Source organism: Dactylosporangium sp. CA-152071 (assembly GCF_050936335.1).
Taxonomy (GTDB): domain Bacteria; phylum Actinomycetota; class Actinomycetes; order Mycobacteriales; family Micromonosporaceae; genus Dactylosporangium; species Dactylosporangium maewongense.
This window is the reverse complement of the sequence record NZ_JBNJMZ010000002.1, coordinates 1,340,041-1,357,810: the sequence shown is the minus strand read 5'-3', so window position 1 is coordinate 1,357,810 and position 17,770 is coordinate 1,340,041. Positions and strand designations below refer to the sequence as shown.

Annotated in this window: 13 protein-coding genes; 8 read left to right on the top strand and 5 right to left on the bottom strand. The window is 74.2% G+C overall.

Annotation, left to right across the window (positions count from 1 at the left end):
- Position 1: 1 nt before the first annotated feature.
- The 4 genes from ACQEVZ_RS46170 to ACQEVZ_RS46155 form a co-directional block, all read right to left on the bottom strand.
- A complete protein-coding gene (locus ACQEVZ_RS46170) occupies positions 2 to 748 on the bottom strand; it encodes a hypothetical protein (protein WP_433380228.1) in 747 nt (248 codons plus the stop codon).
- Entirely contained in the window at positions 745 to 1,743 is a 999-nt protein-coding gene (locus ACQEVZ_RS46165) for a hypothetical protein (protein WP_433380225.1), read from the bottom strand. The genes ACQEVZ_RS46170 and ACQEVZ_RS46165 overlap by 4 nt, the downstream gene beginning before the upstream one ends.
- Complete coding sequence (locus ACQEVZ_RS46160) at positions 1,740 to 2,051, bottom strand: hypothetical protein (RefSeq protein WP_344510103.1); 312 nt, start codon at positions 2,049 to 2,051, stop codon at positions 1,740 to 1,742. The genes ACQEVZ_RS46165 and ACQEVZ_RS46160 overlap by 4 nt, the downstream gene beginning before the upstream one ends.
- Before the next feature lie 72 nt (positions 2,052 to 2,123).
- Positions 2,124 to 4,571: a PASTA domain-containing protein gene (locus ACQEVZ_RS46155; protein WP_433380222.1), complete on the bottom strand. Its 2,448-nt coding sequence runs from the start codon at positions 4,569 to 4,571 to the stop codon at positions 2,124 to 2,126.
- A 122-nt stretch (positions 4,572 to 4,693) separates the two neighbouring features.
- Between ACQEVZ_RS46155 and ACQEVZ_RS46150 the strand changes: the two genes are divergently transcribed.
- From ACQEVZ_RS46150 to ACQEVZ_RS46120, 7 genes are all read left to right on the top strand, one after another.
- Positions 4,694 to 5,329 (top strand): FHA domain-containing protein, encoded by a 636-nt coding sequence (locus tag ACQEVZ_RS46150; RefSeq protein ID WP_433380219.1) that lies wholly within the window; start codon positions 4,694 to 4,696, stop codon positions 5,327 to 5,329.
- A gap of 104 nt (positions 5,330 to 5,433) precedes the next feature.
- Entirely contained in the window at positions 5,434 to 5,697 is a 264-nt protein-coding gene (locus ACQEVZ_RS46145; RefSeq protein WP_344510109.1) for a WXG100 family type VII secretion target, read from the top strand.
- A gap of 24 nt (positions 5,698 to 5,721) precedes the next feature.
- Positions 5,722 to 10,041 carry an FtsK/SpoIIIE domain-containing protein gene (locus ACQEVZ_RS46140; RefSeq protein WP_433380215.1) on the top strand — a complete coding sequence of 1,440 codons (4,320 nt, stop codon included), beginning with the start codon at positions 5,722 to 5,724 and terminating at the stop codon, positions 10,039 to 10,041.
- A gap of 80 nt (positions 10,042 to 10,121) precedes the next feature.
- Positions 10,122 to 11,609, top strand: a complete 1,488-nt coding sequence (locus ACQEVZ_RS46135) for a serine/threonine-protein kinase (protein WP_433380212.1) — start codon at positions 10,122 to 10,124, stop codon at positions 11,607 to 11,609.
- Positions 11,610 to 11,621: 12 nt separating this feature from the next.
- A complete protein-coding gene (locus tag ACQEVZ_RS46130; RefSeq protein ID WP_433380209.1) occupies positions 11,622 to 12,599 on the top strand; it encodes an AAA family ATPase in 978 nt (325 codons plus the stop codon).
- The gene (locus tag ACQEVZ_RS46125) at positions 12,596 to 13,714 is read left to right on the top strand and encodes a DUF58 domain-containing protein (RefSeq protein WP_433380206.1); all 1,119 of its coding nucleotides are present in this window, start codon (positions 12,596 to 12,598) and stop codon (positions 13,712 to 13,714) included. Before ACQEVZ_RS46130 ends, ACQEVZ_RS46125 begins: the two co-directional genes overlap by 4 nt.
- Positions 13,711 to 15,864: a DUF3488 and transglutaminase-like domain-containing protein gene (locus ACQEVZ_RS46120; protein ID WP_433380203.1), complete on the top strand. Its 2,154-nt coding sequence runs from the start codon at positions 13,711 to 13,713 to the stop codon at positions 15,862 to 15,864. The genes ACQEVZ_RS46125 and ACQEVZ_RS46120 overlap by 4 nt, the downstream gene beginning before the upstream one ends.
- On the opposite strand, the gene ACQEVZ_RS46115 is transcribed toward ACQEVZ_RS46120, so the two are convergent.
- Positions 15,858 to 16,220 carry a DsrE family protein gene (locus tag ACQEVZ_RS46115; protein ID WP_433380200.1) on the bottom strand — a complete coding sequence of 121 codons (363 nt, stop codon included), beginning with the start codon at positions 16,218 to 16,220 and terminating at the stop codon, positions 15,858 to 15,860. The two genes, ACQEVZ_RS46120 and ACQEVZ_RS46115, sit on opposite strands and share 7 nt — an antisense overlap.
- Positions 16,221 to 16,555: 335 nt before the next feature.
- Here ACQEVZ_RS46115 and ACQEVZ_RS46110 point away from each other — a divergent pair, with 335 nt between their 5' ends.
- Positions 16,556 to 17,530, top strand: a complete 975-nt coding sequence (locus ACQEVZ_RS46110) for a helix-turn-helix domain-containing protein (protein WP_433380197.1) — start codon at positions 16,556 to 16,558, stop codon at positions 17,528 to 17,530.
- Positions 17,531 to 17,770 lie beyond the last annotated feature (240 nt).

The following is a 17,770-nucleotide window of genomic DNA, read 5'->3' as shown; positions in this document are numbered from 1 at the left end:
GTCAGCCTCGGTTCGAGCGGGCGGGGACAGATTCGAGGAGGAGTTGCCGGAGCCAGGCGGTGATGTCGTCGACGGGTTCGGCGATCACCAGGTCGTCGTCGTGAACCTCGACAGTCCACAGTGGACCGGTCTCGGCGGCGAGCAGCACGGCCGAGGCGGCGTGGTATGTGCCGTCGCCGGCGCCGCCGAACGGTGTGACCCGGGCGGCGTACCGGCAGCCGGCGACGGCGTGCGTGAACGGCGTCGCGGGGCCTTGGTCGATGCGCCGGCGCAGTCCGGTCCGGGTCAGCCGTTCCGCGCCGGTGCCGCAGGGTGGCCGGGTCGGGGCGGCGAGCAGGTGCCGCACGGCGGTGGGCAGGTCGGTGGGGGAGTGCCGCAGCCGGTGGTCGCCGTCGGTGGTGGCCTCGTGCAGGACGACCGTGCCGCGGCCACGGGACACCAGCGTCATCGTCGACGCGCCCGGTGTGCGCACCCGGACACCGACGACCAGGTCGGGGTCGAGGACGGCGTCCAGGAGCCGCCGGTAGGCGGGGGCGACCTGCCAGCCGCCGGCGCACGACTGGACGATCCCACGCATCCGCAGCGCACCGGTGAGCCGGCGGGCGACCGCCGCCCGGTGCTCCGGCGGGGCGGCGGCGACCAGTGTCGGCCCGGCCCCGGGGAACCCGGCACCGGCGAGGCCGTAGGCGAGGGCGTCCAGCTCATCGGCGGTGGCGAGCAGCGCCGGCGGCGTGACGGGGCCGTTCACAGGATGCCGCCCACGAAGTCCTTGACCTCGCCGGCCGCGTCGCCGACGGCGTGCACCACGTCGTCGCCGTGTTCGAAGCCGACGAAGTCGACGGCGTCCAGGGCCATCACCGACGCGTCGAACGTGAAGAAGACGGCGGCGTCGACGCCCTTGTCGGCGACGGTACCGGCGACCGGGACGACGTTGAGCACGTCGCTTGCCAGATGCAACCCGGAGCCGACGGTCGCGGTGGTGTCCCGCAGCACCTCGAGGCCTCCTCGCGCGCCGGTGTGTTTCTGGTTGAACAGCTGACGGCCGTCCTCGAGCAGCAGCGCCGCCGAGCCGCCGGGGATCGCCCAGTTCCCGACGCGTCTGAGGCGGCGCAGGCCGTGGCCGTCGCCCGCGAGCCGCCGGATCCAGTCGGGTCGCTTCGCGGCCGGCACCCCGGCGCGCCGGGCGGCATGACGCAGCGCGTCGGCGGCGGCCGTTGCGTGCCAGGCGAGCGGGTAGCGCAGCTGCCACAGCGCCCGGTCGACCGCCTTGAAGTGCTTGAGCCCCTGGTAGTAGCGCATCGCCTGCTGCGGCAGCTTCGAACCGGTCACGTCCTCGCCGAACAGGTCGACGCCGGTGCGGGTGATGTTGCCCAGCCGCCGGGTGGCGCCGGCGTCGCGTCCGTACCGTCGGCGCAGCGCGCGGTCGCCCTGGAACGCGCTGGTGACCTTGCCGAGACCGGCCCCGGCCCAGAAGGTGGCGTCGAGCGCGGCGAGCTTGCCGACCGTCGCGGCGAGCCAGCCGGCGTCGGCGCGCAGCCCGCGGGCCGCGGCCTCGAACCGGACCGCGATGCCGCCGGCCACCGCGGCGGTGTCGCCGCCGATCCCGGGCAGGTCGGCGACGGCCGCCTGCGCCGCCCGCACCGACCCGGCGGCGTCGTCGAGCGCGTGGGCCGCGCCGCGCAGGGTGCCGGCGAGGCCGTGCAGGTCGTCAAGGTTGAAGACGTACCGGACGACCGGGTTCATGGTTGGACCGCCTTCCACGCTAGGTATAGGTCGCCGTAGTGCTTCGACATCCGGTCGAGGTCCTCGGCGAGCTCGGTGAGCCGGTCGGCGGCGGCACGGAGGTCGTCGGTCATGTCGCCGGTGCGTTGCTTGAACCGGCTCGCCGACGGGCTTTCGAACGCGGCGCCGGCGGTGCCGCGTCCGACGGCGCGGACGGCCGCCTCGGCGCGGATCGCCGCGGATCGCAGGACCGCCGCCTGGGTGGTGGCCGTCTGCGCGTATTCGGCGTAGCGGGCACCGTCGATGAGAACAGGGTCGCGCGGGAGCATGCCCCAAGCGTTGCCGGTGGCGGGGAACCCTTCAATGGGAAGGGTTCCCCGCGACGTCGCGGCGCGTGACGGCTACGGGCGCGGCCAGACGTGGCAGAGGGTGAAGTCGTACTGCGAGCCGAACCCGGCGGCCACGAAGGCGTTGTACTCGCCGCTGCCGGGCTCCGCCCAGGCCCACGCGGCGGCGCCCGGGTGGAACAGCGCCCGGATCGGCACGGTGCCGGGGATCTGGTCGAAGAAGCAGGCGAACGCCGGCCCGTCCATGACCCAGTTGGCTTGCGTGTTCGGGTTGGCGGAGTAGTAGTAGCCGCCCGCCTCGCCGCAGCCCCGTTCGCAGTGCGACTGGTAGATGACCATGAGGCCGGGTACGCCGCCGGCGGCCGAGACCGGATACAGCCGCCCGATCGTGCTCTGCTGCGACCAGCCGGCGGGCCCGCCGCCGCCCGGCGACAGGAAGTTGCCGCGTCTGGCGCCCGGTGCCTTGAACCGGTTCATCGGCACCGGGGTCCTCGACTGGTAGGCGATCGTGACGGCGGTGCCGACCGGGAGCGCGGTGCCCGGCGGCTGGTCCTGCGCGACGACGACACCGATCGGCGACAGGATCTGGGCGGTGTCGCTGCGGTTGCAGCCCAGCTGCTGCTGCGCGAGGTTCGCGCACGCCTCGTCGGGGCTCATCCCGACCAGGTTCCCCACGCCGCCGTGCGCGTAGTGGTCGAGGGTCACCGTCGCGCCCGGCGCCAGGCCCGTGCCGGCGGCCGGCTGCTGGGCGATCACCACGTACGCCGGGGTGCCCGGGCCGAGGCTGTGCGGTGCGCAGGTCAGACCGGTGGGGCAGGCCACGTTGGACGGCTGCCCGACGAGGTTCGGCACCGCGATCATGTCCGGGTAGGTGACGGTGACCGGCGTGCCGGTCGCCGCGGCCGTCCCCGGCGCGGGGCTCTGCGCGGTGACGACCCGGACCTGGCTGCCGTCGGTGGCCAGCCCGCCGACCTGTTCCCGGCAGGTCAGGCTCGCCGCGACCAACGCCCGGCAGGCCTGGCTGGCGGGCAGCTTCGTGACGTCGGGCACCTGCGCGGGCCCACGGTAGAAGACGGTCACCGTGCTGCGCGGGTTGATCCGCGACCCGGCCGGCGGGTCGGTGCCGGTCACCTTGTCGGTGTCGGCCGGGCCGTCCGGCTGGGCCACGAGCCTGCACCGCAGTTGGCGGCTGAGCTGCGCCAGCCGCGCGCACGCGGCGGTGCGGTCGACGCCGGCCAGGTTCGGCAGGGTGACCGGCTGCTGCGGCGTCGCGCTCGCCGAGGCCGACGGCTGGGAGCCGCTGGGGCTCGCCGACGGCTTCCCCGAGGACTTCGGCGACGCCTTCGGTGACGGGCTCGGCCTGGTCGCGTCGGTGAGGTCCGTGGTGGTGGGCCGGCCCTCGGCGTCGAAGGTGATCACCACGGCGTTGTCGTGCGGGTCGTTGACCCAGACGTGATCGTCGCGGGTGAAGACCTGGAACGAGTCGGAGCGGCCGGGGACCGGTTGTTCGGTCTCCACCTTGCCGCTCGCGGTGTGCACGACGATCACGTGCCGGGCGGTGAAGTCCGGGAGATACACGCGGTCCTTGTGGATGACCGGCGGGCCGAACCGGTGACCGGCGCGGCCGGGCAGCGCGATCCGGCGCACGTCCCGTTCGTCGCTGAACTCGCCGAGGACGAGCTCACCCGTGCGGGCGACGGCGACGGCGACGGTCGCGGCCGCGCCGGGGGCGGCCAGCACCCCGAACGTCGCGTCGAGGTCGAGCACGCGCTTCGGACCGTCCGGGCCGTACATGCCGGCCTGCCCGGTGTGCGGTACGTAGATCACCGGTGCGCCGCCGACGAGGGTCAGCTCGGCGCGTTCGCCGGCGCTGAGCACGCGCTGTCGTGACTTCACCTTGTCCTTGACGATCTCCACGAGCTCGCCGGAGGCGGGTGCGTATCCCCAGGCGGTCCCGGCTCCGTCGACCACCGCCCGGCCGACCGGCGGCAGGTCGGTCACCTGGGTCTGCTGCCCGGCGGTGCCGTCGAGCCGGCTGACCGTGCCGCGTTGCGAGTCGAGGAGGTACGCGTCGCCGCCGCCGCTGACCACGGTGAGCTTGCCCTGGGAGTCGGGTCGCTTGTCGACGGTCTTCGGATCGAGGGTGTCGGTCGGCAGCAGGGTGACCGTGCCGGTGTCGTTGTTGACGACGTACACGACGCCGGGCCGGACCTGCACGACCTCGAGCATCTGCTTGCCGGTCGCCAGCTGTTTGGCGACCACGGCGTCGGCGTCGCGGTTGTCGGCATTGACGTGCACGATCCTGGTGTCCTTCTGCAGGAACGCCCCACCGTCGCCGTACGCGGCGCGTGAGGACCGGTAGCCGACGCCGAGCCCGACCGCGATCACGGCACCGCACAGCACGACGGCCAGGGCGGCGCGGTTGACCCGTTCGCCGGTCAATGACGAGCGGCCCGGCAGGCGCAGCGGCATGGACCTGAGCCGGGCGGTGAAGCCGGACATGGCACTCCCTCGGTTTGTCGGCGTGGCCGAGAATAGCGACGATGCCGGTCAATCGGAGCGGCGGTCGGACGGGAAGGGTTTCCCAACGGATGCGTGTTGAGCGCGGTGGACAGGTGCTGACCTTGGTCGATGAAGATCGGCTGACGTTCGGGCGGGCGAAGGAGTGCACGATCTGCCTGGACCCGGGTGACGCGGCGATCTCGCGGATCGCCGGGACGATCACCAGGGAGGGGGACGTCTGGTGGTTGACGAACGCGTCGTCCACCCGGCCGTTCGCGGTCGCCGACGAGTACGGCTTCCGCAGTGTCCTGCCGCCGGGCCGGCGGGTCGCGGTCGAGCGGCCGGTCACGGTGCTCGTCGACGGCAGCCTCGCCCAGCACGATCTGCGGCTGACACCGCCGTCCGCACCGCAGCCGGCCGGCGAGCCCGTGGCGGAGCCACTCACACCTGCCGTGCCGACCGAGGTCGGTGCCGCCGTGGTGATCAGCGCGGCGGACCGCCTGGCGATGGTGGCCCTGTTCGCGGGGTACCTGCGGGAGCCGCCGCAGTACGACCCGCACCCTCGCACGTACGCGGCCGCGGCCGCGCGCCTGGACTGGCCGCGCACGACCCTCGTGAAGCGGATCGAATACCTGCGGGCCCGGCTCGACGAGGCCGGTGTGCCCGGCATGACCGGCCACAACGCACTCGTCGGCCTGGCCGAGTACGCGCTGAGCCGGGAGCTGATCACCCGCGACGACCTGCGGCTGCTGCGCTGAGCACCCGCCGGGGGCACCGGGATTGGGGAGCCTTTCCGATGTCGCCGGTGCCGGCGCGGTCCCTACGTTGAGTGGCGAACAGTCCACCAGCGAAGGAGAGTCCCATGTCGGTGATCGGCGGCGAGATCGGGCAGTTGCACACGCTGAACGGCAACTTCGCCCGGCAGAGCAGCACGGTCGACAGCCTGCTGCGTGATTTGCGCACCGCACTGGCCAACACGTACTGGCAGGGCGGCGCGTCGGAACGGTTCCGCTCGTCGTGGAGCAGTGAGTACGAGCCGGCGCTGACCCGGCTGTCGGTGGCGTTGCAGGACGCGGCGGACGAGGTGCGGCGGCGTGCCGACGCCCTCGAGCAGGCCGGCGGCTGAACCGGCGACATGCGGATCACGGGCATGGAGCGTGAGGTGCGGGTCGCCACGGACGGCCGGGAGTTCGCGACGAGGGTCCGGGCCGGGGCACGGGCGACCGTCGAGGATCTCGCGCGGGCACTGGACTGCGCCGGCCGGCAGCTGTGGCTGGCCGGCCGGCCGCTGCCCGGCACCGCGCGGCTGGTGGACCTGACAGTGCCGATCGGCGCGCTGCTGCGCACCGACGCCGAACCAGGCGGTCCGGAACATGACCGGGACGGGGTCGAGCTGGTCGCGGTCGGCGGGGCGGGCGGCGCGGCGCGGGCCGCGCTCCCCGCCGGCAGCACGGTCAGCGTCGGCCGGGCACCCAGCAACGACCTGGTGATCGCCGACCCCGAGGTCAGCCGGGTCCACGCGACGGCGCGGCCCACCGCGACCGGGTTCGAGATCGCCGACGCGGGCTCCCGCAACGGCGTCGCGCACCGCGGGGTGCGGCTCGTCGGCACTGCCGAGGTCGCGCCCGGCGAGGTGTTCTCCGCAGGCGAGACCGTCTTCACCGTCCGGCCCGTCGATCCGGCCGACGGGCCGGTCGGGCCGGTCGCGGAGGACGGGACGGTCCCGTACAACCGGCCGCCGCGCATCGGCGCACCCGCGGCGGTGGCGCGGCTGAGCGTGCCGCGGCGGCCGGAGCGGCCGCGAGCGGTGCGCTTTCCGCTGCTGGTGATCCTGCTGCCGCTGGTCATCGCCGGGGGCGTGTACAAGCTGCTCCCCGGCGCCGGCTACTTCCTGATCTTCCTGGCGCTGTCGCCGGTGCTGATGCTGGCGACGGTGCTGTCCGACCGGCGCAGCGGCCGCAACGAGCACCGCGCGGCGGTGAAGGAGTACGAACGGGCGCGGGCCGCCCTGGTCACCGATCTCGAGCGGCTCGCCGACGAACAGGGCCGGGCCGGCCGTGACGCCTGGCCCGACCCGGCCCGCCTGCTGGGGATCGCGAGCGGTCCCGGCCGGCGGCTGTACGAGCGCCGGCCGGCCGACCAGGACTTCCTGCACGTCCGGCTCGGACTGGGCACCGCGCCGGCACGGGTCGACCTCGACGGTGAGTTCGACATCCCCGCCGTCGAACACCTGCCGTCCACCGTCGACCTGGCGGCGGCCGGTGTGCTCGGGCTGGCCGGTCCCAGGGAAGCGGTCCTCGCCACGACCCGTGCCGTGATCGCGCACCTCGGCACCCTGCACGCCCCGCACGACCTGGGGATCGTGGTGCTGACCGGCACGGACGAGGCACCGGAGTGGGAGTGGGCGAGCTGGCTGCCGCACACCGTCCCGCACACCGCCGACCTGGCGTGCCAGCGGATGATCGCCACCGACGCGGAGCAGGCCCGGGCGCGGCTGACCGAGCTACGCCGGATCGTGGCGGCGCGCCGGGCCGAGCGGCAGGCGGCGCTGCGCGCGTCGGTGCCGGCCGGCCGCCGGATGATCGTGGTCGCGGACGGGGCCCGGCGCCTGCGTGGGCTGCCGGAGCTGGCCGAACTGCTCACCGACGGTCCGGATGCGGGGGTGTACGCGATCTGCGTGGACGTCGAGGAGACAGACCTGCCGGCTGAGTGCCGGGCCACTGCCGTGATCAGCTCCCCGTCGGGGACGCGGGCCCGGCTGCGGCACCCCGACGGGCGGGTCCTGGACAACATGCTGCTGGACCGGCTCAGTGCGGCCGACGCCGCCGCGCTGGCGCACGCCCTCGCTCCGTTGCGGGTCCTCGGCGGCCGCTCCGACGACGACGGGGGACTGCCGGACACCGTGCGCCTGCTCGACCTCGCCGGGCTCGGGCACACACCCACCGCGGAGGCGGTCGCCCGCAGGTGGGCCGCCAGTCCCGGCGGGCGGTCCGCGACCGTGCCGCTGGGGGTCGGCGCCGGCGGACCGTTCAGCATCGACCTGAGCCGGGACGGGCCGCACCTGCTCATCGCCGGCACCAGCGGCGCCGGCAAGTCCGAACTGCTGCAGACGCTCGTCGCGGGCCTGGCCCTGGTCAACCCGCCGGACGCGCTCGCCGTCGTGCTCGTGGACTACAAGGGCGGCAGCGCGTTCGCCGAATGCCGGAACCTGCCGCACTGCGCCGGCATGGTCACCGACCTCGACGGGCATCTGGTCGCGCGGGCGCTCGCCTCGCTCAGCGCCGAGCTGCGCCGCCGGGAGGCGCTGCTCGCCGAGGTCGAGGCCAAGGACATCGCCGAGTACTGGGCCACGACCGGCGGCCGGCTGCCCCGCCTGGTGATCGTGATCGACGAGTTCGCGTCGCTGGTCGAGGAGGTGCCGGAGTTCGTCACCGGCGTCGCCGGGATCGGCATGCGCGGGCGCAGCCTCGGCGTCCACGTCGTCCTCGCCACCCAACGACCGGCCGGCGTGGTCACCGCCGAGCTGCGCGCCAACCTGAACCTCCGGATCTGCCTGCGGGTCACCAGCGCGAGCGAGAGCAGCGACGTCGTGGACGTCCCCGACGCCGTGCGACTGTCCCGGCACCTGCCGGGCCGGGCCTACCTGCGCGCCGGCCACGGTGACCTGGCGCTGCTGCAGGCGGCGCGGATCGGTGGTCCGCGCTCCGCCGTGGTGGACTCCGACGAGTCGGAGGTCCTCGTCCGGGCCCGGACGGTCGGCTCGCTCGGCCACCAGCCGCCGCCGCCCGCCGCGCTCGACGACGGGGCCGAGACCGACCTGGCGGTCCTCGTCGACGCGATCCGGGGCGCCGCGGAGCACGCGGGACTCGCCGCGCCGGCCAGCCCGTGGCTGCCGCCGCTGCCGCCGGTCGTGGTCGCCGCCGATCTCGCCGGGCCCGCGGTGGACGGCCTGGTCCGCGTCGCGGTCGGCCTCGCCGACCTGCCGTCGCAGCAGGCGCAGCGACCGTACGTGCTGGATCTCGCGTCGACCGGCCCGGTCCTGGTCGCGGGCATGGCCCGCAGCGGACGGTCCACGGCGCTGCGGACGATCGCGGCCGGGCTGGCGAGCGCCGCCGGGCCCGCCGACGTCCACCTGTACATCCTCGACCAGGGCAACCACGCCCTGGCCGGGCTCGCCGGGCTGCCGCACTGCGGCGCGTACGTGGACGGCGACGACACCGACCGCACGGCGCGTGTGCTGCGGCTCCTGGACGCCGAGATCGGCCGGCGTCAGCGGCTCCTCGCCGCCGGCGGGCACGCGTCGCTGGCCGAGCAGCGGGCCGGCTCCAGGGACCCGCTGCCGTACCTGGTGCTGATCATCGACCGGTACGAGACGTTCCACGCCCGGTTCGCCGAGCTCGACGGTGGCAGGCTCGTCGACGCCGTCGACGCGCTGCTGCGGCGGGGCCCCGCGGCCGGCGTGCTGACCGTCCTGTCCACGGACCGGTCCGGGTTCACCCACCGGCTCGCCGGTGCGGTCGCGACGCGCCTGGTGCTCGCCCACGCCGACCGTGACGACCTCGCCGCGTACGGGATCAACCCGCGGGAGGCGCCGGGCGAGATGCCGCCCGGCCGGGCGATCGCCTGCCCCGGCGGGCAGAGCGTGCAGGTCGCGCTGCTCGACCCGGAACCCGACGGCGCCGCGCAGGCCGCCGCGCTGGACCGGCTCTGCGCGGCGACCCGCCACCGCTGGGACGGCGTGCCCGCCGACGCGCTGCCCCAACGGGTCGACCCGCTCCCGTCGATGATCACGAGCACCGATGCCGAGGCGCTGCGCAGCGCGCCGCGGGCCGTCGGCGCGGTCACCGTCGGCGTCGGCGGTGACCAGCTCGGCCCGGTCGACGTCGACCTGGCGGAACTGGGCAACGCGTTCCTGATCTCCGGGCCACAGCGCTCCGGCCGCAGTGGCGCGCTGCTGCAGGTCGCCCGGTCGCTGGTGGCGCGGCCGGCGCCCGTCGTGGCCCTCTGCCCGCGCCGGTCGCCGCTGACCGACCTCGACGGGCTCGCCGCCGCCCTCGTCGGCACCGAGGACGCCGCCGACCTCGCGCTCGTGCTGCAGGAGGTGGGTACGCCGGTAGCGGTGCTGGTCGACGACGCGGAGCTGCTCGCCGAGGGCCCGGCGGCGCTGACCCTGGAGTCGCTGGTACGAACGGCCCGCGACGCCGGCAGCGTGATCGTCGCGGCCGGCACCACCGACGACCTGCAGCAGCACCGTTACCGGGGCTGGCTGGCGATGCTCCGGCGGGCGCGGACCGGTCTGCTGCTCAACCCACTGTCGCATGTGGACGGCGAACTGTTCGACATCCGGCTGCCGCGCTCGACCGCCGGCGGCTGGCCGGCCGGCCGCGGTCTGCTCGTCACCCGTGGACAGTACTCGGCGGTACAGGTTCCGGCGTCGTCGAGCACCGAACCCCGTGAGTCGGTGCGATGAGCGGGAGTCGCTATGGTGTGGACACCGCGGTGCTGTCGCACCGCCCATCCGCTGCGGACCACACCCCCACTGTGGAGATCATGACCGACGATCCGGCGGCTCAGCCGACGCTGCCACCGACGACGCCCTACACCCCGGCCGGGTCGCCGCTGGGCAGCGGATACCTCCGTGACAGCGTGATCGGCCAGGGCACCAACGGCCGGGTCTGGCGCGGGATCCGCCGCGCGGACAGCCAGCCGGTGGCGATCAAGGTGCTCCGGGAGGAGTACGCGGCGGACCCCGAGGCGGTCGCCCGGTTCCTGCGGGAACGCAACGCGCTGCGGGCCGTCGTCCACCCGAACCTTGTCCGGGTGCTGGACCTCGTCGTCGAAGGCGACACCCTCGCGATCGTGATGGAGCTCGTCGACGGGCTCGACCTGCGCGGCGCGACGAAGCGCGGTTTCACGACCGACCGGGCGGTGACCGTGCTCGCCCAGGTCGCCGCGGCACTGGCCACGGTCCACGCCGCCGGCATCGTGCACCGCGACGTGAAGCCGGAGAACGTACTGATCACCTGGCGCGGCGGCGAGCCGTGGGCCCGGCTCACCGACTTCGGCATCGCGAAGGTCGCCGGCGGCGAGGACCTGACCCAGCAGTCCATGGTCGTCGGCACCCCCGCGTACCTGGCGCCCGAGCTGGCGATGGGTCGGCCCGCGAGCCCGGCCGTCGACGTGTACGCCCTCGGCGTCACCGCGTACGAGCTGCTGGCCGGCCACCGGCCGTTCGCCGGCGACCACCCGATGGCGCTGCTGCGGGCGCACCTGGAGGAGGAACCGGCCCGGCCCGACGGGCTCGCCGACCCGGTGTGGTCGGTGATCCAGGCCTGCCTGGCCAAGCGGCCCGCCGACCGGCCCGACGCGGCCGCCCTCGCCGAGCGGTTCGCCGCACTGCAAGGACACACCGGGACGTTGCCGCCGGACGCGCCGCCGCCGACCCCGGCCCGGCCGGCCGACGTCGCCTTCCGCGCCGCCGCGCCGAGGTCCGACGCCGCGCCGGAAGCCCCCACGCCGACCGGCCCGCGGCCCCCGTCAGCCGACCACGACGATCCGCAACCCACCGCCGGGGCGACCCTGCCGGTGCCGGCCGCGCCCGCGCCCGAACCGGCCCGGCGGCGCCTGTTGGCGCCGATCCTCGGCCTGCTGACGCTGCTGGTCGCGGCGACCGCCGTCGGCCTCTGGACCGGCCGGCCCGACAGCACCGGCACCCCCGCGACGGCCGGGACCAGCAGCGCCGCCGGTCCGAAGAGCCAGCTCTACCCGGTGCCGGTGACCGCCACGTCACCCCAGGCGGGCGTCGTCCGGCTGGACTTCCGCGACGCCTCCACCATCCCCGGCTTCGTCTCGTACGTGATCTTCCGGGACCGCGAGAAGATCGGCGACGCGCCGAAGGACCAGCCGCCGCCGTACCTGGTGCGCGGGCTCGACCCCCGGACCGAGTACTGCTACCAGATCTGGGCGCTCGTCATGACCGACGTGCCGCCGCCGCCCGGACCACCAGCCCCGTGCCTGGCCGCCACCGGCGGTAAGTGAAGGAGTGCCCCGATGTCCCAGGCAAGCGACCCGGCCGGCTACTTCGCCGAGCAGTACACCGCCGTCCATGGCAACGTCTCAGGCGCGCTCACCGGCAAACCCGACGCCATCCGTCTCGCGCTGACCTGCTTCTTCGCCGGCGGGCATCTCCTCGTCGAGGACGTGCCGGGCGTCGGCAAGACGACCCTCGCCAAGTCGATCGCCGCGTCGATCGACGCCGACTGGCACCGCATCCAGTTCACCCCCGACCTGCTGCCCTCCGACATCACCGGCAGCACCGTCTACGACCAGCACAGCGGCGAGTTCTCCTTCCGGCCCGGCCCGACCTTCGCCCATCTGGTCCTCGCCGACGAGATCAACCGCGCGTCGCCGAAGACGCAGTCGGCGCTGCTGGAGGTGATGGAGGAGCGGCAGGTCACCGTCGATGGGCGCAGCTACCCGGTGCCCGTGCCGTTCCTGGTCGTCGCCACCCAGAACCCGGTCGACCTCGAAGGCACCTACCGGCTCCCGGAGGCGCAGCTCGACCGGTTCCTGCTGCGGATCAGCATCGGCTACCCGGACGTCGACGACGAGCGGGACCTGCTGCTCGGCCGCTCCCGCACCGGGACCGCCGCGCGGCTCACCCCCGTCACCACCGTCGAGCAGATCCGCTGGATGATCGAGTACGTCCAGCAGGTGCACGTCGCCGAGCAGGTCGCCGACTACGTGGCCCGCATCGCCGCCGCGACCCGCGCCGACCCGCGGCTGCAGCTCGGCGTCAGTCCCCGCGGCAGCCTCGCGCTGCTGCGCGCCGCGCAGTCCTGGGCCGCGACCGACGGACGCGGCTACGTCGTCCCCGACGACGTCCGGGCCGTCGCGGTCGCCGCGCTCGCCCATCGGCTCCTGGTCCGCCCGCAGGCCGAGATCGAGGGCGTCCACCCCGCCGACATCCTCCGCGACGTCCTCGAAACGGTGCCGGTGCCGGTGCCGGAGGTGGCCGGACGCCGATGAGACCCACCGGCACGGGCCTGGTCGTCGGGCTCGGCGGCGGCGTGCTGGCCGCGGCGGGCCTGACCGCCGGCCTGCCGGCGCTCGTCGGGATCGGCGTCGCCGGGCTGACCCTGCTGCTCGGCGCGGTCGCCCTGGTACTCCTACCGGCCTGCCTCGACGTGACCCGTGCCGCCACCCGGACCCGGCTGACCGTCGGCGACGCGGTTCGCGCCGACGTCACGGTCGTCAACGCCGGCCGGCTGCCCACCGGCGTCTTCGAGGTCCTCGACTCCTTCGACGGCGAACCGCAGCGGATCGCGGTCCCGCCGCTGGCGCCCGGCGCGCGGTTCGACGACTCGTACGAGATCAGCACCCGCCGCCGCGGCGTCATCGCGCTCGGACCGGTCCGGCTGGAACGCCGCGACCCGCTCGGGCTGGTCCGCCGCGGCGAGCCGCTCGCCCCCGCACTGTGGATCTGGGTGCACCCGAAGATCCACCCGCTCAAGGCACTGCCGATCGGCGTCGCCGTCGACTTCGAGGGTGAGATGATCGACCGCGCGCAGCACGGCTCGACCGCGTTCGCGTCGCTGCGGGAGTACCGCGCCGGCGACGACTTCCGGCAGATCCACTGGAGGACCACGGCCCGCGTCGGTGACCTCGTCGTGCAGGACCGCGTCGACACCACCGAACCGTCCACCACGGTCCTGCTGGACACCCGCGCGGCGGTGCTGTCACCGGAGCGGTTCGAGGAGGCGGTTGCCTTCGCCGCGTCGGTGGTGTCGGCCGCCGGCCGCGGCGGCCACCCGGTCACGCTGCTGTGCAGCACGCCGACGGACCCGCCGCCGGTCACCGCGCTCGACCGGCTCGCCGCGGCCGTCCAGGACGGCGGCGACGAAACCGGACTGCTCGCGATGGTCCGCGGCACGCCCGGCGGCGGGACGATCGTCGTCGTCAGTGGTGAACCGGGCGGGCTCGTCCCGCTCCTGGGTGCGCAGCGGCGACGGTACGCCCGCATCGTGCTCGTGCAGATCGGCGACTCGACCGGGACGTCGCTGCGCTCCGGGGTCTCGATCATCTCCGCGCCGACCGCCGAGGTGGCCGCGCAGGCGTACACCCGGCTCGGCGGTGGACGGTGACCGAAACGGCGACCCGACCGGCCGTGACAGGCCCCGCCGCGAGGAAGCCCGGCGCGGCGCTGCCGCGCGCCGGACTGGCCGGACTGCTCGCGTTCGCCCCGGTCGTCGCACTGGCGCCCGCATACGGGCGGACCGGCGTCGAGGCGCTGACCGAACCGGCGTACGCGCTGCCGATGCTCGGCGCCGTCGCGCTCGCGCCGCTGACGTGTCTGCTCGTGACGGCCGCGTCCGGCGAGGCCCGGCGCGTCCCGCCGGTCACCAGGCTGACGATCGCGCTCGCCGCGCTCGCCGGGTACGTGCTGCTGATCTTCGGGCGGTCTCCGGCGGAGCTCGCCGCCGGCCCGTTCCGGCTGCTGACCAGCATCCCGCCGCTGGACCCCGACGGCGCCGAGCTCGCGGCCTGCACGCTGTTCGCCGGGCTCGTCGCGATCGGCACGGTCGAACCGGCGCTGCGCCGCACCGCCGCCGGGTGGTCGCTGATCGCCCCGGTCCTGGGCACCGGCATCGCCGTCCTGCTCGCCGTCCCGGGCCGTCCGGCCACCTGGCTCGCGCCGGCGTTCGTCACCGTCACCGTCGGGCTGCTCGCGATGACCGCCCGCGAACGCCGACCGGTCTCGGCGGCCTCCGCCGGATTCCGGCTGCTGCCACCGGTCGCCCTGCTGGCCCTCGCCGCCATCGGCGCCATCGGCGGACTGCTCGCCACGCCGCTGCTGACCCTCGCCGGTGACCCGGAACCGGTCGACCTGCGGCTCCTCGCCGACCAGACCGTCCAGCCACGGGAGGGGACCAGCCCGCTCGCCCAGTACCCCGCCCTCAGGTCCGGCAAGCTGACGTTGCGGCTCACCGTCCGGTCGGCGCAGCCCTCGACGCGACTGCGGTTCGCGACGCTGGACCGGTTCGACGGGACGTACTGGACGAGCGCCGCCACGTACCGCCGTGCCGGGACCCGCCTGCCGGCCCCCGACCGGGACGGCGTCACCGTCGAGGACGAGGTGCACGTCGAGGACCCCGGCACGTTCGGCTGGCTCGTCGCGACCGGCCGACCGGTCCAGGTTTCCGAAACCGGGCTCGGCGTCGACACGCAGACCGGTGACGTCGTCATGCCGGCCGGCCGCCCGGTTCCGCGGCAGTACACGGTCCGCAGCCTGGTGACCGAGCCCGACCCGGCCGCGCTCGCCGGTGACATACCCGCCGCGTACACCGGAGAACGGCCGCCCGCGACACTCGTCGGTCACGCGACCCGGCTGGCCGGCGCGAACGGTGGATACCCGGCGCTGCGCCGGCTCGCCGACCAGCTCGCGTTCGACGGCGGCTTCTCCGTGAGCTCGTCCAACCGGCCACCGACCGGCCACGGCCTGTTCCAGATCGACCGGCTGCTGACCAGCCACTCAGGCACCGCCGAACAGTACGCGTCGGCGTACGCGCTGATGGCCCGGGCCCTCGGCTACGACGCCCGGGTCGTCGTCGGCTTCCGCCCGTCGACACCCGGCAAGATCACCGAACGGGACGTCGACGCCTGGGCCGAGGTCCGTTTCGCCGGCGCCGGATGGGTCGGGTTCTACCCGACGCCGGGCTCGCGGCAGCGTGCGCCGGAGCCGCAGCCGGCCGAGCAGGACGAACCCGTCGAGCCCGCACCCACCACGACCCCGGCACCCCTGACCGCACCCTCCGGCGACTCCACAGTGGACTCCTCGGCAACCGGCGGACCAGCGGCCGGCAACGGTCCACAGTGGATCATTGCCGGACTGGCTGCCGGCGTCGCCGTCATGCTGCTCGCCGCCCGCCCCGTTTCGCGGGGCCTCGTCAGACGGCGCAGGCGGACCGCGCCCGACCCGCGCCGGCGCATCTACGGCGCCTGGCTGGACGCCCTCGACCGGTACGCCGACGCCGGCCTCGCCTGGCCACCGTCCACGACATCCGGGCAGGTCGCCGCCGCGGCGGCGGAGCGCTTCCCCGCCGTCGGCGAGCCGACCCGCAGACTGGCCCGGCTCGCCGACGCCGCCGGGTACGCGGCCGCGCAACCGACCGCCGGCGACGCTGATCACGCGTGGACGCTCAACGGGGTGGTGCGCGGCGAACTGGCGAAGGCGACCCCCTGGTGGCTTCAGCTGCTACCGAGGCTCACCAAGGGCCCCGAGAGGCGTCAGTAGCTGAAGGTCACGGCAGGGTCGTCACCGATCCACTGCCACATCTGCACGGTGCCGCCGGGTTCCGCGTTGCCCCGGAACCCAGCCGGGTCGACCTTGCGGGCCTGCACGCAGATCGGGCACGCCAGGAACGTGCCGCCGGCCTTGGCGTACCGGTCGAGGAGATCCGCCAGGGCCGGGCAACCGTCGCAGGCGACGGCCTGGGCGAATCCGTCGGTGGCCAGCCGGACCGCCTCCTTGGTCAGGAACATCAGCGTCGGTCGTCCCTGCTCGGCTGCCCCCACGGCGACGAGGAACGCGACGGTGACCGTCTCGGCATCCTCCAGACCCGTGTTGAGACTGATCACAGCCTTGTTCATGGTGTTGCCCCTCGGCTCGGTGCGATGGTTTCGGCGTCGGTGATCAGGGTGCTCCGAGCCGCGCCGCCGGGCATCCGTGCGTGGCACGGAAATCTGCACGGACGCCACGTCAGTAGAGGAACAGGTGCTCCTGGGCGCGACCTGGACCAGGTCACCGGAAGGTTGAGCGCATCCACTGTTCGGTTGATCCGGAGGCTCACCGACTGAGGTGTCGCGCGGTCGATCCGCGGCGGAGCGCCGTCGCGCAGGCTGGAGGGCGTGGACATCATCACGGTCACCGATCTGCGGAAGCGGCACGGGGAGCGAGACGTGGAGTACGCGGGGGATGATCGAAGATGCTGGCGACGCGCACCGTGGACCTGTCCTCGCTCCCGCCGGCCGAGCGATTCGACTACTGGGCGGACCTCGTGGCCAAGGAGGTCGCGCCCAACCAGATCAGCAGCACGCGCGCCCACGACTTCGATGCCCGGATGCGGATGAGCAGTCTGGGGGCGCTCACCCTCACGACGCTGCGGTTTCCATCGCTGACCACCCGGCGGACGGCAAAACTGATCCGCCGCTCCGACCCTCAGCAGTACCATCTGGCGCTGCTCACATCGGGTTCCGGCACGGTCGAGCAGGACCGGTGCGAGTCGGCCATCCAGCCGGGCCACTTCACGCTGCTCACCTCCTCCCGACCCTACGTGGCGTCCCACGGCGTCCGGACCGTTGCGGCGGAGCCCGCGGGTTCCGTCGTCGTGGTCATTCCGCACGTACGGCTGCCCATCCCGCACGACAAGGTCAGCCGACTGTTCGGCATGCCTCTGCCGTCAACCGGAGGGATCGGCATCCTGCTGGCGCAGCACCTGCGGCAGATCAGCGCCCACCCTGAGCAGTACGACACGTCGGACGCCACGCTCCTCGCGGGCAACACGCTCAACCTGATCACCGCGCTGCTCGCACAACACCTCGACGTCGCGGAATCGTTGTCAAGGAACGTCCAGCAGGCAGTCCTGCGCACCCGCATCGACGCGTTCATCGACGCCAACCTCGGCAGACCGGACCTCGGTCCGCAGATGATCGCCGCGGCGCACAACGTCTCGATGACCACGCTGAAGCGTCTCTTCCGGACCGTTGAAACCCCGGTGGCCGAGATGATCCGCACCCGGCGGCTGCAGCGCTGCCGGAAGGATCTGGCCGATCCAGGACTGCGTGACCGGCCCGTGCACGCCATCGCAAGCCGCTGGGGATTCGGTTCCACCGCCCATTTCAGTCGGATTTTTCGAGAGGAGTACGGGATGTCTCCGAGTGAGTACCGGGCGAGGAACTGACGCGGCGACAAGACGCCGGGCACAACGGCGCCATCGCGACGAACGGCACCGCGTCGTCCGGGTTCAACGGGTCGTGGACCGGCAGCAAATCTGCTCCCGGCGTCGTTCACGCTCAACGGCACGGCCTGCACCGGAAGCGTCACGTCGGCCTCACCGAGCAGCAGTACCAGCGCCAGCACCTCACCGAGCCCGAGCGCGAGCACGCCGCCGCAGCCGGGCGACGCCATGGCCGCGGTCGCC